21 protein-coding genes are annotated in these 17,386 nt (G+C 30.7%); 2 read left to right on the top strand and 19 right to left on the bottom strand.

All coding sequences use genetic code 11. The annotated features are described in order from the left end of the window. Positions 1–29: 29 nt before the first annotated feature. The 19 genes from flhA to flgB are packed head-to-tail and all read right to left on the bottom strand — an operon-like array spanning position 30 to position 15,412. A complete protein-coding gene (gene flhA / locus DFR54_RS10400) occupies positions 30–2,108 on the bottom strand; it encodes a flagellar biosynthesis protein FlhA (RefSeq protein ID WP_282957109.1) in 2,079 nt (692 codons plus the stop codon). A gap of 49 nt (positions 2,109–2,157) precedes the next feature. Next, a complete protein-coding gene (locus DFR54_RS10395; RefSeq protein WP_114290168.1) occupies positions 2,158–3,225 on the bottom strand; it encodes an EscU/YscU/HrcU family type III secretion system export apparatus switch protein in 1,068 nt (355 codons plus the stop codon). A 4-nt stretch (positions 3,226–3,229) separates the two neighbouring features. Then, the gene (fliR, locus tag DFR54_RS10390; protein ID WP_114290167.1) at positions 3,230–3,988 is read right to left on the bottom strand and encodes a flagellar biosynthetic protein FliR; all 759 of its coding nucleotides are present in this window, start codon (positions 3,986–3,988) and stop codon (positions 3,230–3,232) included. A gap of 12 nt (positions 3,989–4,000) precedes the next feature. Next, positions 4,001–4,264 carry a flagellar biosynthesis protein FliQ gene (fliQ, locus tag DFR54_RS10385; RefSeq protein WP_086343269.1) on the bottom strand — a complete coding sequence of 88 codons (264 nt, stop codon included), beginning with the start codon at positions 4,262–4,264 and terminating at the stop codon, positions 4,001–4,003. A 13-nt stretch (positions 4,265–4,277) separates the two neighbouring features. Beyond that, on the bottom strand, positions 4,278–5,030 hold the full coding sequence (gene fliP / locus DFR54_RS10380) for a flagellar type III secretion system pore protein FliP (RefSeq protein ID WP_086343270.1): 753 nt from the start codon (positions 5,028–5,030) through the stop codon (positions 4,278–4,280). Further along, complete coding sequence (locus tag DFR54_RS10375) at positions 5,014–5,394, bottom strand: flagellar biosynthetic protein FliO (protein WP_114290166.1); 381 nt, start codon at positions 5,392–5,394, stop codon at positions 5,014–5,016. The genes fliP and DFR54_RS10375 overlap by 17 nt, the downstream gene beginning before the upstream one ends. A gap of 16 nt (positions 5,395–5,410) precedes the next feature. Beyond that, complete coding sequence (locus DFR54_RS10370; protein WP_114290165.1) at positions 5,411–5,911, bottom strand: flagellar basal body-associated FliL family protein; 501 nt, start codon at positions 5,909–5,911, stop codon at positions 5,411–5,413. 28 nt (positions 5,912–5,939) lie between these two features. After that, positions 5,940–6,131, bottom strand: coding sequence for a flagellar FlbD family protein (locus tag DFR54_RS10365; RefSeq protein WP_086343282.1), 192 nt, complete (start codon positions 6,129–6,131; stop codon positions 5,940–5,942). 43 nt (positions 6,132–6,174) lie between these two features. Then, positions 6,175–7,074: a flagellar hook-basal body complex protein gene (locus tag DFR54_RS10360; protein WP_114290164.1), complete on the bottom strand. Its 900-nt coding sequence runs from the start codon at positions 7,072–7,074 to the stop codon at positions 6,175–6,177. A gap of 43 nt (positions 7,075–7,117) precedes the next feature. Next, positions 7,118–7,555 (bottom strand): flagellar hook capping FlgD N-terminal domain-containing protein, encoded by a 438-nt coding sequence (locus DFR54_RS10355; protein ID WP_240913530.1) that lies wholly within the window; start codon positions 7,553–7,555, stop codon positions 7,118–7,120. A 12-nt stretch (positions 7,556–7,567) separates the two neighbouring features. Continuing rightward, entirely contained in the window at positions 7,568–8,920 is a 1,353-nt protein-coding gene (locus DFR54_RS10350; RefSeq protein WP_114290163.1) for a flagellar hook-length control protein FliK, read from the bottom strand. 23 nt (positions 8,921–8,943) lie between these two features. After that, positions 8,944–9,378 carry a flagellar export protein FliJ gene (gene fliJ, locus DFR54_RS10345; RefSeq protein WP_170126956.1) on the bottom strand — a complete coding sequence of 145 codons (435 nt, stop codon included), beginning with the start codon at positions 9,376–9,378 and terminating at the stop codon, positions 8,944–8,946. A 26-nt stretch (positions 9,379–9,404) separates the two neighbouring features. Further along, the gene (gene fliI / locus DFR54_RS10340) at positions 9,405–10,721 is read right to left on the bottom strand and encodes a flagellar protein export ATPase FliI (RefSeq protein ID WP_114290161.1); all 1,317 of its coding nucleotides are present in this window, start codon (positions 10,719–10,721) and stop codon (positions 9,405–9,407) included. Beyond that, positions 10,714–11,559 carry a FliH/SctL family protein gene (locus DFR54_RS10335; protein WP_167807521.1) on the bottom strand — a complete coding sequence of 282 codons (846 nt, stop codon included), beginning with the start codon at positions 11,557–11,559 and terminating at the stop codon, positions 10,714–10,716. The genes fliI and DFR54_RS10335 overlap by 8 nt, the downstream gene beginning before the upstream one ends. Next, complete coding sequence (gene fliG / locus DFR54_RS10330) at positions 11,543–12,547, bottom strand: flagellar motor switch protein FliG (protein ID WP_086342752.1); 1,005 nt, start codon at positions 12,545–12,547, stop codon at positions 11,543–11,545. The genes DFR54_RS10335 and fliG overlap by 17 nt, the downstream gene beginning before the upstream one ends. Before the next feature lie 8 nt (positions 12,548–12,555). Beyond that, positions 12,556–14,211 (bottom strand): flagellar basal-body MS-ring/collar protein FliF, encoded by a 1,656-nt coding sequence (gene fliF, locus DFR54_RS10325; RefSeq protein WP_114290159.1) that lies wholly within the window; start codon positions 14,209–14,211, stop codon positions 12,556–12,558. 30 nt (positions 14,212–14,241) lie between these two features. Continuing rightward, positions 14,242–14,565, bottom strand: a complete 324-nt coding sequence (fliE, locus tag DFR54_RS10320; RefSeq protein WP_114290158.1) for a flagellar hook-basal body complex protein FliE — start codon at positions 14,563–14,565, stop codon at positions 14,242–14,244. Positions 14,566–14,590: 25 nt separating this feature from the next. Then, complete coding sequence (flgC, locus tag DFR54_RS10315) at positions 14,591–15,010, bottom strand: flagellar basal body rod protein FlgC (RefSeq protein ID WP_114290157.1); 420 nt, start codon at positions 15,008–15,010, stop codon at positions 14,591–14,593. Between the two features lie 12 nt (positions 15,011–15,022). Then, entirely contained in the window at positions 15,023–15,412 is a 390-nt protein-coding gene (gene flgB / locus DFR54_RS10310; RefSeq protein WP_114290156.1) for a flagellar basal body rod protein FlgB, read from the bottom strand. Between the two features lie 423 nt (positions 15,413–15,835). On the opposite strand from flgB, the gene motA reads away from it, so the two are divergent. Then, the gene (gene motA / locus DFR54_RS10305) at positions 15,836–16,600 is read left to right on the top strand and encodes a flagellar motor stator protein MotA (RefSeq protein WP_114290155.1); all 765 of its coding nucleotides are present in this window, start codon (positions 15,836–15,838) and stop codon (positions 16,598–16,600) included. A gap of 25 nt (positions 16,601–16,625) precedes the next feature. Next, positions 16,626–17,357, top strand: a complete 732-nt coding sequence (locus tag DFR54_RS10300) for an OmpA/MotB family protein (protein ID WP_114290154.1) — start codon at positions 16,626–16,628, stop codon at positions 17,355–17,357. Positions 17,358–17,386 lie beyond the last annotated feature (29 nt).

Here is a 17,386-nt window from a genome sequence, read left to right as displayed (position 1 = left end):
TGCTCTATACTAAATTGATCTTATATCTATTAAATGTTATCTAGAGATAACATACCTACAGTTTCAATTTCAACTTCATTTGGAACTTCGTTAAGTGATAATACTGCTACTTCCGGAAAATTATAAGAGATTAATTTTCTAAAAGTTAATCGTGTATTAGGAGACGCTAATATAACATACTGAATATTCTGAGTTATTAGACTTTGATTAACTTGATTAATTGAATCAAATAATCTTGTTATCAAATCAGGTTTTAACACAGGAACTGAACCAGAAGTCGTTTTTTGAGTACTTTTTGATATCAATTCTTCTACTTCCGGATGTAAAGTCACAACTCGTAAAACACCGTCTACTCCTAGATATTGTTTTACAATAGTTCTTTTTAAAGACTGTCTAACGTGTTCAGTCAGAACTTCAACATCTTTTGTAGCTGTTCCATAATCTGCTAATGTTTCTAAAATAGTTACCAAGTCATTAATTGGTATCTGTTCTTTTAGTAAATTTTGAAGAACCTTCTGAACCTCACCAAGCCTCATAATTTCTGGAATCAACTCATCAATTACAACATTATATTTATCTTTAATACCTTCTAATAAGTGTTTTACTTCCTGACGTCCTAAAAGTTCTGCCGTATTATTATAAATTACTTCTTTAAGGTGAGTGGCAATCACCGTTACAGGTTCTACAATTGTTGAACCATGAATATCAGCTATTTCTCGATCATGTTCATCTATCCAAAGAGCATCTAAACCAAATGCAGGTTCTTTTGCAGGAATCCCATCTAGTTTCATCTGCTCATTTTCTGGATTTATAACCATAAATTTATTTGGGTAGATTTCACCTCTAGCAACTTCATTTCCCTTTATTTTGATGCAATAATCATTTGGACCTAATTGTAAATTATCTCTAATTCTAATAGGAGTTAACAATACACCTAATTCGTGAGCACATTGTTTCCTAATACTTATTATTTGCTTCATTAATGAATTGTCTAAGCTATCATCAGTCATAGGAATAAGAGCATAACCAATTTCAATTGAAATTGGCTCTACTTGGAAAGAAGAGACACTATCATCTTCTTCCAATTCTTTTTCCTTTTGCAGAAGCAGTAATTCTTGCCGTCTTTCAATTTGTCTTTGTTCTTCTAAATCTTCACTTTCGTATTTCTTAAAGGCAATAAACCCAAAAATACCGCTCATTATAAAAAATGGTATTTTAGGAAATCCTGGAACTAGTGCTACTATAAACATGACGCAAGCAACAATACCGGCTATTAATGGATTAGGAAAGAAATCCTCTTTAATCGCATTACCGAAAGTATTGTCATCATCAGATCTTGTAACAATAATACCTGATGATACAGAGATTAATAACGATGGTATTTGACTGACCAAACCATCACCAATCGCAAGTTTACCGAATCTATCAAGTGCCTCTAACACACCCATCCCTTGCATCAGTGAGAAGATTAATATACCACCTATTAAGTTAATTAAAGTAATGATAATTCCAGCAATAGCATCACCTTTTACAAATTTACTAGCACCATCCATAGCACCATAAAAGCTTGCTTCTCTTTGAAGATCTTTTCTTCTTTTTTTCGCTTCGTCTTCAGTTATTAAACCAGCATTTAAGTCCGCATCAATTGCCATTTGCTTTCCTGGCATAGCATCTAATGTAAATCTTGCTGAAACTTCTGAAACTCGACTGGCACCATTAGTAACAACTACCATTTGAATAATGGTAATAATGATGAAAATAACTGCTCCTACAATATAATTATTTCCTGCTACAACATTTGCAAAAGCATCAATAACATGACCTGCATTTCCCTTAGTTAAAACTAAACGAGTTGAAGATATATTTAACCCTAAGCGAAACATTGTAGTAATCAATAAAAGTGTGGGAAATGTTGCAAATTCTAAAACACTTTTTGTAAACAGTGTTATTAATAAGATATTAATACCGATTGTCATATTAATAATGATTAGAAAATCAAGAATTGTACTAGGTAACGGTATAATAATTAGACCAATTACAGCAACAACCATAAAGGAGATAATAACATCTGAGTAATTTAGATGTTTTAAATTTAATTTGGATAACACTCTATTTTCCTCCTTTATTAGTTATTTTTTACTATCCATTTTGTAAGACTTATATTTTATACTTATTTTTTTCATTCATCTGATAAACAAACGCTAAAATCTCAGCCATTGTTTCATACATATCTACAGGTATTGGTTCACCTATACCTGTTGTTTTATATAACGATCTTGCAACAGGTTTATTTTCCAAAATTGGTACTCTATTTTCTGTTGCTTCTTCTCTAATTTTTTTTGCCATATGATCAGCACCTTTTGCAATAACAATAGGAGCCCCGTCACTTTCTTTATTGTATCTAATAGCAATTGCTAAATGAGTTGGATTAGTGACAATTACTGTTGCATCTTTTACTTGATTCATCATCCCAGAAACCATTTGATAATATAGACCTTTTCTTTGAGCTTTTACTTGTTGATCTCCTTCTTGCTGTTTAAATTCATCTTTTACTTCTTGTTTAGTCATTTTTAATTTTTTACGATATTCAAACCATTGAACAACATAATCTAAAATTCCTAAAATAAGTAAAATAAACGCAATTTTTATAGATAATGTTTTTAAAAAAGATAAAACAAATTCTGGTAAAGTTTCAATGCCAACAGAATAGCTTGTGAAAAAAACTATCAAAACATTTTTAATTTCTTTTAAAGTGATAAAGAAAATTAAAATTAGTTTTCCAATGTTTTTAAATAAAGTAAAAAAAGCTTTCTTACTTACTAAGTTTTTAAATCCACTAATTGGATTCAACTTCTTAAAATCCGGTTTTAATGGTTTTGTTGTAAATAAAAATCCAACTTGAGACATGCTACTTATCCATGAACTAAAAAAACCAATTGCTAAAAAAGGGGCTAAAATAATCAGAAATTTAACTATGCTTTGTATAGCAATCACATTTAAATTTTCTTCAATATTTATATGATTAAATTGAAAGGAAAAATGAAGTTTTAAAATACCTACGCTTTTTTCAATAACATATTCCCATAACGGTATAAAAAATACTGAAAATATAAAAAAAGATATGGCAGAAACAAGTTCTGGACTTTTAACTATATCTCCTTTTTTTCTAGCATCTTTTAATTTTTTAGCGGAGGGTTTTTCCGTTTTTCCATCTTTATCAGCCATAATCTCACCTCACTAAAGATTCCATAAATTCATTTAAGTACCTACTAATATCAGGCAAAACTTTCTGAATTGACTCAATAAGATTTGGCATAAATAATAGAACAAAAAAGAAACTTATTAAAATTTTCATCGGCATTCCTAACATCAAAACATTAATTTGAGGAACACTTCTAGAAATAATTCCTAATACACAATCCGTCACTAAAGCCACTAAAACTACTGGTGCTGCAAGAAGGATTGATATCTTAAATACTTCTACAAATAAAATCATCATACCTTCAACTGTGTTACCATGCATGGACATTTCAGTAATTGGAATAATGCTAAAAGATTGAATCAAATTATCTATGACTAAATGATGCATATCCGTAAAGAAAAAAACAGCTAGTGCTAGCCAATAATACAGTCTCCCATAGTTTGAACCTTGAATTCCGACTCCAGGATCATAAACTGATCCCATTGAAAATCCCACTTGAAAATCAATAATTTGGCCTGCCATTTCAATGGCAGAAAATACTAACTGGACGATAAATCCTAAAGCCATTCCAACAAGAATCTCTTTAAAAGACTGTAAAGAGAATATAAATAGATTTTGAAAAACTACTATTTTTTGTAATGAACTAAGAACAGTGACACTGAATGATAAACTAAGCAGTCCCTTTAAAAGGTTAGGAGCTTGTTTTAATGAAAAACCTGGCGAAATTACCATAAAACTAGATATTCGACAAAACACTAAAAAAAATGTTGCTAATATATCATTCATTTTCAACCAACCTTACAAAGACGACATAATCTTAAATAAACTTTTTGTAAATTCTATTAATACATTTAACATAAAATTTCCTAAAATAATTAAGCTAATAAAAACCGTTAATAATTTTGGAACAAAACTTAATGTTTGTTCTTGTATTTGTGTTGTAGCTTGTAAAATACTTATTACTAATCCTACGACCATCGCTACTAGTAGTATTGGCCCTGCTATTAGAATTATTTTTAGAAAAGCTTGATGCATGACATCTAAAACCATTTGAATTGTCATAATAAATCATTCCTCACTGAAATCCACGAACGAGAGTTTCGACTACTAAATACCATCCATCTACTAATACGAATAACAGTAGTTTAAATGGTAAAGAAATCATTACAGGTGATAACATAAACATCCCCATAGACATCAGAATACTTGATACTGCCATGTCTATAATCAAAAAAGGAATGAAAATAAGGAAACCTATACTAAATGCTGTTCTAAGCTCGCTTATTAAAAATGCTGGAACAACAACATATGTTGGAAGAGACTCAGGATTTTTTACTTTCTCTAAGTTACTATATTTAACAAACAGTGCTAAATCTTTTTCTCGTGTTTCTTTTAACATAAATTTCTTTATTGGTTTTTCTGCTTCCTCAATTGCTTTTGATTGAGATATTTCATCTTTAATTAATGGCTGGATAGCAACTTTATTAACCTCGTTATACACAGGATGCATAATGAAAAAGGTTAAGAATAAAGCTATTCCAATCAATACCTGATTAGGAGGTGTCTGTTGAGTTCCCAACGAACTTCTAACAAATGATAAAACCATAATTATTCTTGTAAAAGAAGTTGTTAATATTAATAAAGCTGGAATTAATGTTAAAACTGTCATCATGACAAACATTTTCACAGAATCAGAAGAACCAGTATTTCCAGAAATTTTATTAATGGTATCACTTAACTCATTAACATCTACTGCAATTACTTTAGTTGGTAAAACAAAGAGACCTAGAAGAATTAGACAAAAAATAGACTTAATTTGTTTTTTCATTCTTGATCCCCTTCTTTACATCACGCTTTACAACGTTTTTCAAAAATGCTGTAAATTCCTGATTCTTTTTTTGTATCTTTTCTTGCTCTAATAATATCTTCATCTCTAACTCTTTGACTTCTGCATCATTGAGTTCCTTTATTATCTTATTTTCTGTTTGAGAGATACTCATCAAAAAATAATTGCCACATAAAAAAACAATTGCGATAGAAGTATCTTTCCCAAGGGAAACCTTCTCTATAATTTTTATGTTTTGGCTTTTATTTTTTGAATATTTGTCTACATATATCAAAGTAATTCTTATTAGCAAAATAATTGCTAATAAGAATACTATAGTTTTAATTAGTAAAAAAAAACTGGTCATTATTTCTCCTTCATAATTATTGAATAACTAAGTTAGTAATGAAAACTTCTCTAACTAAGGCTGATCCATAATCACCATTAATTTGGTTTTTTAATTCTTCTTTTAATTTATTAACGCCATTTTGATCTTCCAAAATACTTTCTGCATCTTTTTGTCTTAATAAGTTAATGATACTATCTCGAATTAAATCTTTACTTGAATTTATTACCTCTGCATTTTTTTCGCTAGAAGTTAATAAAGACAATTCAATACGAATGTATGTAGCTTCCCCACTTTTTCCAGTTGCCAAATTAATTAAAAATTCATCTAAAGGAACAGCTACTTCATTTTCGCTAAATTTTTGCTCCACTACTTGTGGTGTTTGCTTGCCATTTACTTTATGTGAGATAGCATTACCTATAAAGGTTCCAGCAGTCCCTGCAATTATTCCTACAACAGCTACTACTAATATCAAAATAATATTTTTTTTACCTTTTTTGGGTTCCTTTACTTCTTCCTCCAAAATTTCTTGTTCCATTATTCACACCTCGTTTTTAATTAACTAACTAAAAAATTCGCCCAACTAGTCTTTTTTGATAGTCTAAATATAATTGAGCAATCTCTTCAGCAGTTTCTTGAACCATTACTTTCTGTCCATCTCTTAATGTAATAATCGAATCTGGTGATTTATCAATTCGATAAATCAACGAACTGTTTAGTAAGAATGACTTTCCATTGATGCTTGTTAATTGAATCATATGTTTTCCCTCGCTTAATAAAACACCAAATTTTATCGATTAATTAACGTTTTAAATTAATTAATTCTTGTAACATTTCATCAGAAGTAGTAATACTTCTTGAGTTCGCTTGATAAGCACGGCTAGCGATAATCATCTCTGTAAACTCATTAGCCAAGTCAACATTTGAACCTTCTAAAGTTCCTTGAACTAATCGTCCACTTCCATCTTCTCCGGCTCTAACCATTTTAGGAGCTCCAGAGTTTCCTGATTGAACGAAATTATTACCACCAACTTTTTCTAGCCCATCTGGATTAGAAAAAGTTGCAATAGATATTTGCCCTAAAATGTATGTGTTATCATCACTATATTTTCCTGTAACTAATCCCGTAGCATCTATAGAGTAGTTCACTAAATCAATTTCTTTTCCATCAACAGTAATTTTATTTCCAATTGTTAATGGTCCTAAAACTGAATTATCTTCTAAATCTTCATTAGGATTAAAGGTACCATCATTTTTAATTGGTCCATTTTTTGTTTGGTATCCCATAACTTTATAGCCATCTGCATTAGTTAGCGTTCCTGTGCTATCTAATGTAAATCCTCCGTCACGTGTATAAAATTTAGTCTGATCTTTACCATCTTTTTGTAAAACAAAGTAACCGTCTGCATCGATTGCAAAATCTAAAGGTCTACCAGTTGGTTGTGGTGTTCCGTTTCCAGTAAAAGTATCAATTGCACCAACTTTAACTCCTAACCCAACTTGTCTAGCATTGACTCCACCAGCACCAGTAACAGTTGGTCCTTGTGCATTGGCCTCTGTTTGACTCATTAAATCTTGAAATCTTACGCGACCAGCTTTAAAACCAAAAGTATTTACGTTAGCTATATTATTTGAAACAACGTCCATTTTAGTTTGTAAACTCTTCATTCCACTTACACCTGAATATAGTGATTTAAGCATTTTTTTCCCCTTACTAGCACAAAAAAGTGTGCTCCTTTATTTTTTATTCTCCGACTTCAATCATTTGACTCATCAAATAATCTTTACCATTTACTACTAGTGTTGCAAAACCGCTTGAAAATTTAACTTTTTCAATTGGGCCAGTTATTTTTTCCCCATTTTCGTACATAGTAGCTGTTTTTCCAACCATACTAATGGCTTGTTGTTGTTGTGTCATCATCATCGTATACTCTAAATTACTACCTAATTCTTGTAGTTGCTCTAAAGTTGTAAACTGAACAAGTTGGGAAATATAATCTGTCCCATTGCTGCCTCCTCCTTCTGATCCTGATAAAGAAGGATTGCTCATAGATGCTGCTAAAATTTTTAAGAAATCATCCATTTTGATTCCATTCTTAGAATCAGCTTTACTAGAACTATATGATGAAGGATTTGCCAATTGACTTGTTCCTAAAGCCATTTGTCTGTTTATATCTGTCATACTCTCACCTCTTTAAACCAATATATCGACTGAATCTGTTATATTAACTTGTTTCGTTTCTTCATACTCATCTTTTAACTGGTATTGTTGAGCTAATTTACCTGTATTAAAGAATTTTTCTTGTTGTTGCTGATTTTGCCTATGATTTAAATTACCGTCAAAAGAAGAAAAATTATTATTAGGTAAATTTAAAGATACTTCTGATTTTGATAAAACAACATTATGCTTACTTAAAGATTCTTGAAGATTAGTTAAATTGCTTTGAATCAGTTCTTTTACCTTATCAGTTTCTACTAAAAATTTTGCTGAGATTTTCCCATCTTTAACGTCTAGCACAACATCTAATTCTCCCAAGCTCTCTGGTCTAAGTGTTAATTTAAATGTGTTACTTTCTTTCTCAGATAAATTAGTTATTTCATGGCTAATCGTGTCAGACAAACGATTTATGTTTTCTTGTTCAAAATTTTTATTAACTAAACTACTTCCCGCAATATTTTTGCCAACAACTGACTTATCTAATAAACTTTGAACAGGCTGTGATAATATTTGTACTTGTGATTTTATTTCATTAGGTTCTTCACTTTCTATTTGTGGTACTGCTTCTATTTCAGAAAAATCTTTTTTCTTTATTATTTCTAATGGAATACTCTCTTTAGATACCTTTAATGCTGATTTTTCTTCTGGTGCTATCGACTTTTGATTAACCTCATTAATCCCATCAACTTCATTAAGAATCTTATTTTGAGCTAATGGTTGTTCTAAATCGATTTTTTCTGGTATCTTTTGATTTTTATTTAATATATCAGTAGCTGTATCCACGCTTATCAGTTTAGGTGTCTCGTCTAGAGTTGATAAATTAAACTCTTTCCCGTTCATACCAGCAATATGATTAGAATTATCTATAATTGGTAATGTACCGGGTTCAACATCCAAACTTGGTAATTGATTTTCAACACCATTTTGTAAATCAATTAAATTCAAATATGATGCTGACATATTATTAACAATCAATGAAAGAGGATTAGCATCAATAAATTGACTTAACTCTATTTCTTCGGAATCTTTAGAGTCAGTATTTTTTTCTTTTACAAGTGATTTATCAACTTCAACAAGTAAATTCTCGTCCTCTGTATTACCATTTTCTGTTAAATTAACAATTGGAGAATCATTTCCAACAGGGGATTCGCTTTTATCAATGCTATTTCCATCTTCGGTTATACTTTTTGGCAATAACGCAGCAACCTCTTCATTAAACATCGACAAAAATTGTCCAGTGGGAGCATCAAAATTTATCCCACTTAGATTTTCTTCCAATTTAATAACTGAAGTAAAAGGTATATTTTCCAAGCCAGTAATTTCTGCCACTTAATCACATTCCCTTCTATCTATTATAAGAAAGAGTAACAATGTCGTAATGTTCCCATTTCATCTAGATTTTTTTGTTCTTCACGCTTTTCTAAAAATAAGAAATTCTCGTGATGTTTTTCTTTTAATCTCTCTATTACTTTTCTCTCTTTTTGTGCTTCAACAAAAACTTCCATCATTTTATTTGTTTCATTTGAAAATTGCTCGACAGTAGCTTGTTGTTTAACAATTTGTTCATCCAAATAATTCTTATAAATATACTGTTGTCTTAAATCATTAATATTAATTAATGTTGCAACTTCTTCTTTCATCTCATCACTAGCTGTAATGAAATCATTTAATAATTCTTCTTGTTCTTTTTGAGCTTGTTGGTATATTAAAAAATTTTTCTTGGCTTCTTCTTCTTCAAGTTCACGCCAATTTAAAACATTGTCTAGTTTAAATTTATATTTCGACAACCATCTCACCCTTCCCTCAGAATGTTTCAGTGAAACACTCGGCTTAATGATTCTGTCGTTTCTAAGAAAGTTGACGGCTCATCAACTTTTTGTTTTAGAAATGACTTAATTTCATTATTTATTTCTATTGCTTTATCTACTTTAGGATTAGTTCCTATTTTATAAGCACCAATATCAATTAAATCCTTAGCTTCTGAATAAGTTGCTAAGTTTTCTTTGAGTAAGCCAGCTTGATTGTACTGGTTTGGCGTTACTATGCTTTTCATTAATCGGCTAAGACTTTGTTGTATATCTATTGCTGGGTAATGATTTTCTGCGGCTATTTTTCTTGACAAAACAACATGTCCATCAAGAATACCTCTGACAGCATCAGCAATAGGTTCATTCATATCGTCACCTTCAACTAAAACTGTATAAAAAGCTGTGATTGAACCTTTTTCAGCCATCCCACTTCGTTCTAATAACTTTGGTAACATGGTGAAAACTGATGGTGTATAACCTTTTGAAGTTGGTGGTTCACCTGTTGCCAACCCTATTTCACGTTGAGCCATTGCAAACCTAGTTACTGAATCCATCATTAAAATAACTTTTTTACCTTGATCTCTATAGTATTCAGCTATAGCTGTTGCTACAAAAGCACCCTTTAATCGTACAAGTGGTGGTTGATCTGATGTAGCACATACTATGACTGATTTTTTATACCCTTCAGGCCCTAAATCATTTTCTATAAATTCTGTAACTTCTCTTCCACGTTCACCAATCAAACCTATTACAATGACATCTGCTTCACAATATCTTGCAATCATTCCAAGAAGTGTACTTTTTCCTACACCACTTCCAGCAAAAATCCCTAATCTCTGACCTTCCCCTACAGTCAAGATTCCATCAATTGCTTTTACTCCAGTACTCATAACTGTTTCAATTTTTCGTCGTTTAAAAGGATCAGGTGACTCACGATTAACAGAATATTTTTCTGCATTTAGTAGTGGTTCATTATCAGTAATTACTCGGCCTAATCCATCTAGCGTTTTTCCTAATAGTTGATTATTTATTTCAATTTCAAGTGCTGATCCAGTTGGTTTTACCAAACATCCTGGCCCAATTCCATCTAACTCGTCTAATGGCATCAACAGAACTGTTTTATTAACAAAACCAACTACTTCTGCCATAACACTTTTATTAGTTTTATTTATTTCGATTTGACAAACTTCTCCGATAAATACATCTAATCCTTCGACTTTAATAATTAAACCAACTACTTGAGTAACTTTTCCAAACTTCAAATAATAAGAACGATTACTTATTTTTTTATTGATTTTATTTGCTTCTAAAAAATCACCCATCGGAATCACCTTCATACAAATCCTTTACCATTAAATCAAGTTGTTTTTGAATTTGTAAATCAATAACTTCATAATTCGTTTCAATGATACAACCATTTTTTTCTAAAGATTCATCTACTAAAACCGCAAATTTTAAATCGGAGAAACTTTCTTTCATTTTTTCCATGTACGAATTAGTATTTTCTAAATTATCCTTTGTAACATAAATTGAAATAAAGTTTTCAGCTTTTTCTAACTGATTTAAAACAGGTTGTAATAGCAATTTAAGTTTGTCTTCAGATAAACTCAATTCATGGTGAATAATATTTTCTGCCATAACTGCTGCTACTCGAATGAAATCCATTTGCTTCTCTTTTTTATAAATTTCAATTGCTTCAGTTGTTTGCTCCATGATTTTATGAGCATTTTCTTTTAGCGATTCCGCTTCTAATTGCCCAGCTATGTAACCTTCTTGTACACCTGTTTCATAGCCATCTTTTTGTCCTTCTTTTAGTCCAAGCTGATAAGCTACCTCTTTAATTTCATTACTTTCATCCTCAGCTTTTACTAGTACTGATTGCCTTAATTCTATTAATTCTTTAAAAAATTTAGCTTTTTCTTTTTCAATTAGTTTTTTAAAATCATTTTTTTCCTTGTTTAATTCATTTATTAATTGTTTCTCTTTTTCTCTCTGAATTTCATTAAAATTATATTCTAACTGCTTCATCTCAGAAACCGTTAAGCTTTCTTTAGAAGCAGTTACTTCCCTACTCTTAGGAGTATAAAAAGTTTCTATTTTTTTCACTTCAGAATGAGTATTTGTATCTTCATTTTTAAAGAAGTTACGAGATGACTGCATCTTGGTCACCTCTTCCGATATAAATTTCTCCTTCCTCATCAAGTTTTCTTATAACAGCAACAATATTTTGTTGTGCTTCCTCAACAGCAGATAATCTTGCTGGTCCTAAGAATTGTAAATCTTCTTTTAATGTCTCAACAGACCTTGAACTTTGATTACTATAAATGAATTCCTTGATTCCCTCAGATGCTCCCTTAAGCGCAAGAACCAATACATCATGATTAACATCTCGTAAAACTTTTTGGACATCTGATTTTTCTAAGCCAACAATATCTTCAAATGTAAATAAATTAGCTTTTATTTCTTCAGATAATTCTGGTTGACGTTTTTCTAAATCACTTATAATATTTTTCTCTGTACTTCTTCCAACTGAGTTTAGAATTTCAACTAAAGTATTAACACCACCGACATTTTCAGTATCATTCTCAACAAAATTAGAAAATTTATTTTCAATAACTTTTTCTATTTTTTCAATAATAATAGGTGACGTACTTGAAATAGTACCAATTTTTTCAGCAATTTCTGCTTGTCTATTATCTGGAAAGTGAGCCAATACCTCTGCCGCTTTATCAGGTTGCATATAACATAAAATTAGTGCAACAGTCTGCGGATGTTCACTAAGTAATAAATTTGTAAGTTGCTGTGTATCTGCTTTTCTAGCAATATTAAAAGGTCGTTCTCTCAATTGAATTTGATTTAAAACACTAACAACCTCTTTTGCTTTTTGAGCACCTAACGCTTTATTTAATAAATCAATAGCGTAATCAATACCTCCGTCAACTACATGTCTTCGAGCAGTTGACATCTGAACAAATTCTTCTATAACTCTCTCTCTGTCCTCTGGTTTCACATAATCAATATTTGCTATCTCATAACTAACTTTTTGAATATACTTTTCTGGTAAAAGTTTCATTATTTGAGCTGCTGTTTCAGATCCCAGTGAAATCAACAAAAGAGCAGCTTTTTTTGTTCCATCTACATTTTCCATTGATTCACCTACTTATCTTTCATCCAAACTTTTATTAATTCTGCTGCAAGTTCAGGATTATCCTTGGCATATTTTTTAGCTTGATTCTCTTTATCCATACTCTCTTTTAATTGTTGTTTTTCTCTAGCTAATAATTCATTATCTAAATCATCTTTAATAAGTTTTTGATGATTAATTTCAATGTCTTTCACTACTTGTTCAAACTCCTCACTTGTTGAGTTCTCAGTTTGCTTCTCACTTCTAATCATTTTAGGTTCAGCAACTATATCTTTTGTAACATCTAAGTCATAGTCGAATAAATCTTCTAAATCATCTTTCTTCTTACCTTTTCTAATAAGTAAGAATATTAAAATTCCTAATACCGATAAAACTGCAATAATACTGCCTAAAACGAGAGGTTGTTTGATGTAAGATAAAAGGTTATTAGATGAAGTGGCTGTATCATCTTTAATAACTACCTCTTCTTCTCCTACTTTAATCGCTTGAACTGTTACTTTATCTCCACGTTCTCTTTCATATCCAATAGCTGATTGAACTAATTCCTCAAGTTGATTTTTTTCCTGAACAGATAAATTCCCGTTAATTAAAACTGAAGCTGTTACTCTTTTAACGACACCTGGTGCATTTAACACTTTGGTTGTTTCAGTATCAAGTTCATTATTAATTGTATGGCTATATGACTTAGTCCCATTAGCTGTATTCCCAACAACATTCGTAGCATTATCTCTAGCCGTTGCTCCTTCAATTCTTCCAGGATTAAGTTCATCTCCAGTAGCTTGTATAACTTCACTTCTTATTTCAGGTTCCGCATATTTGATTGTCGTTTTTTCGATAGAATCAAAATCTAAATCAACATTAATCGCAAGATTTAAGTCATCTTCTTTATATAAGGTTCCTAGTAATCTCGATGCCTTACCTTCCAGTTTTTCCTCAAAACCATCTTTTAATGTTTGATATTTACTTGCTAAATCACTTGCATTATTTGATTTTTTATCCTCTAGCCCATCCGATAATACATTACCTTGCTCATCGACAATTTTAATGTTTTTCTGAGGTAAATTTTCAACTGCTCCACTAGTTAACAAAGCAATACCTTTAATAGCTTCTTCATTTAATGATTGATTAGAATTTAACTTTAAAACAATCGATGCACTTGACTCTTTATTTTTTTCTTCAAAAATACTTTTATCAGGTGTTACTAACATAACTTTTGCCTGATTCACAGCTTCTAAAGATTCGATAGCTCGCTGAATTTCACCTGTTACCGCTCTTTGGTACATAATTTTTCTATCTTCATCTGTAGCCATCATATTTTTTTCATCAAAAAGTTCAAAACCCGTCGATTTATTTGGTAGTTTATTTTCAACTGCTAGCTCAATTCTGACTTTATCAATCATCTTAGAATCAACAAGAATTTTACTTCCTTTATCTTCGAGTTTATATTTTATGGTATTTTCATCTAAATTTTTTGTTATCTGTCCTGATTCTTCATCTGAAAGATCAGAGAAAAGAACAGAATAATCAGTTTTATTTAACATAAATGTTGAGAGAAGTATAATTACAATTACACTAATAGAAGCTAAAACAATGCTAATTTGCTTAATTCTATTTAAATCTCTCCATTTATTTAATAAGCTATCTTTTAGCTCCTGAAATTTATTCATGTTTTGTATTCAATTCCCTTCACTATCCAATTAAAATTGCATATTTTTTATATCATTATATGCTTCAATACACTTATTTCTTACTTGAACAGCGCTTTGTAATACAAGTTGTGAAGATGACATATCAATCATTGCGGTATGCATATTATCTAATTCACCTGATAATAATTTAGGTATATTCTCACTACTTTTTGAAATACTAGTATCTATCTTATCAATTGTCTGAGATAAAATACTTGAGAAATCTTTTCCTGTTTCTTCTATTAAATTTTCAGAAATACTATTTGTATTCATGATTTCTTGTAGCTCGTTTTGATAAGTTTGTATAGAATTTAAATGATTTGAAATGGTCATAATAAATCTCCTTAATCTTTCTCTTTTAATCCTTAGATATTTCTAACGCTTTTTTCATCATATTTTTGCTTGACTCAAAAGCTGAAGCGTTGGCTTCATAAGTCCTCAAAGTGTTCATCATATTAATCATCTCATCACTCAAATTAACATTCGGTAACTCTAAGTAACCATATTCGTCTGAATCAGGATGTTCTGGCTGGTATGCTCTTTTGACTTCTTGGTCTTCTAATATCCCAGTCGTTTTTACACCATAACTTTTCATTACATTGTTTGATGTTTGTTGTTTTAAGCTTTCTTCAAAAACTACTTCTTTCCTTCTATATGGCCCGCCATTTTCAGTTCTAGTAGTATTAACATTTGCGATATTAGTTGATATTGTATCTAACTTTATTCTCTCTAGTGATAACCCACTAGAGTTAATATTAAACGAATCAAATATTCCCATACTTTCCTCCTATTAATGATTAATTACATAATTCATCTGAGATAGTTCATGATTCACTTGACGTGTTAATGCACTATAATATAATTCATTAACCGCTTTCTCAGTCATTTCGGCATCAAGATCAACATTATTCCCATCTTCTTTGACAGAAGTCTGATTTATTCTGATAACCTCTGGAGTTAAAAAGTCGTTCTTACCATTAATTGACAAATGTTTAGAATTTGTACTTGTTAAATCAATCTCATTCTTTGACATAATTCGATTGAATTTTTCTTCAAAAACGACACGTTCTAATTTATAACCAGGTGTATTCACATTAGATATATTATTAGAAATAGCTTTCTGTCTTAAATCTGAAGCATTTAGCGCTTGTTTAAGTAAAGATAGATTATTAGAAACCATTTTACTTCCCTCCCCTGAATTTTTTTAACAAGATACTCCAAAAAAAATAAACACTGTTAATAAAAATGTTTATATTGTTTTGAGATAAGTTTCACTAACTTCGACACGGCTAGAATTATATCTTAGAAAAAAAGTCTTTTCGCTTCATAATTTGCACATAGATATGCAACCTTCTTTTTTTTTGAAACTATTTACTTGACATTTTACATTTAATTAATTATAAAGTTGTTATTTTCTTTGATTAAAACATAAAAAACGTTCCTAATTAAAATAAATAAATAAAATTATATTTTTATTCTTGCTATTAACTTAAGAGTTAATCATACCGATATATACAGGGTGAGATTTTTTAGTGATACGAAAAATAATATCACTTCAGAAAAAAAGTATATTAAAAATAAGTTTTTAGGAGAGTTAATGACTATGGATATTTTTTTAATTTTAGGGATTGTTATGGGGTTCATCTCTGTAATTGTTGGAATGATTGTTAAAGGAGCTGATGCTACAGTACTTTTAAATCCCGCAGCAGCAATCATTATTGGAATTGGAACGCTAGCTGCACTAATCAACTCATATCCTAAAAAAGATATCAAACGCCTTCCGAAAATTATCGGTGTTTTATTCAGTACTAAAGAGAGCTTAACATCTGAACAGCTCGTTAGCGAAATAATGATATTAGCACAAAAAGCGCGTCAAGAAGGTATTTTAGCTTTAGAAAGCACTGTAGATAATTTAGATAACACCTTTTTAAAAAATGGAATGGAGATGGTTGTGGATGGTGTCAATGCAGAACAAATTGAAGAAGTTTTAACAAATGAAATATCTGCATTAGAAGAGCGTCATCGTATCGGTGCGTCTATGTTTAAGACTGCAGGTTCTTCTGCTCCGACACTCGGTGTTTTAGGTGCTGTAATTGGTTTGATTGGGGCACTTGGAAACTTAAATGACGTAAATGCACTAGGACATATGATCTCTGCTGCTTTCGTAGCAACACTTTATGGTATTTTCTTCGGTTATGTTTTATTTATACCATTTGGGTCACGATTAACTAGAAAATCAGAAACTGAAGTAAAAAAAATGCTTATCACATTGGAAGGTGTCCTTGCTATTCAAGCTGGCCATAATCCTAATACTATCGAAAGAAAACTTCTAGGAATGTTAGATCCTGATGAAAAAACTGACAAATAATTAATGGAAGATGAGTTGATTCTGTTTGAAGCGTAAAAAAAAGCATGAGGAACACGCAGATGAAGGTTGGCTACTCCCCTATTCTGATATGATGACTCTTCTTTTAGCATTGTTCATTGTTATGTTTGCAATGGCAAAAACGGATGATGGAAAAATTGACCAATTAAGTAATGAATTTAATGTCATCATTTCTGGTCAAAAGAATAGTGGTAACGGCGGTATTCTTCCTGCACATCCAAAACAACAAAAAAATAATAACTCCTCAAAAATGGAAAATAGCCCGAAAGAGGATTTAACTGATGAAGAAAAAAAAATTCAAGCTGTTGGAGATTCAATTAAAGATGAACTTTCAAAAGTAGGGCATGGAGAAGATATTGAGGTTGACCTCGAAAAAGATGGTTTAAGAATCGCTATCCAGAGTGGTTTACTCTTTGAACCTGGTAGTGCTGAGATAACATCTTCAATTACTGGGATTGTACAAAAAATTTCTGATTCTTTAAAAGAAGTAGATAATGAACTTATTATCGCTGGTTATACTGACAATATACCTAACAATACAGAGCAGTATAAATCCAATTGGGAATTAAGTGCTGCAAGAGCTATTTCTATAATGGAATCTTTAGTCCGAAATCATGGTGTTGAAGAGAACAAAGTTTCTATCCAAGCTTACGGAGAATTCAAACCTAAAGCACCAAATAATTCAGATGAAAATAGAGCCAAAAATAGAAGAGTTGAAATATTTATTATAAAAAAATAAAAACAAATGATTTAGTTGTATTTACTAAA

Origin of the sequence: Vagococcus fluvialis, from assembly GCF_003337315.1 — a bacterium.
Classification (GTDB): Bacteria; Bacillota; Bacilli; order Lactobacillales; family Vagococcaceae; genus Vagococcus; species Vagococcus fluvialis.
The sequence above is the reverse complement of the archived record's forward strand: the minus strand, read 5'-3'. Positions and strand labels throughout refer to the sequence as shown.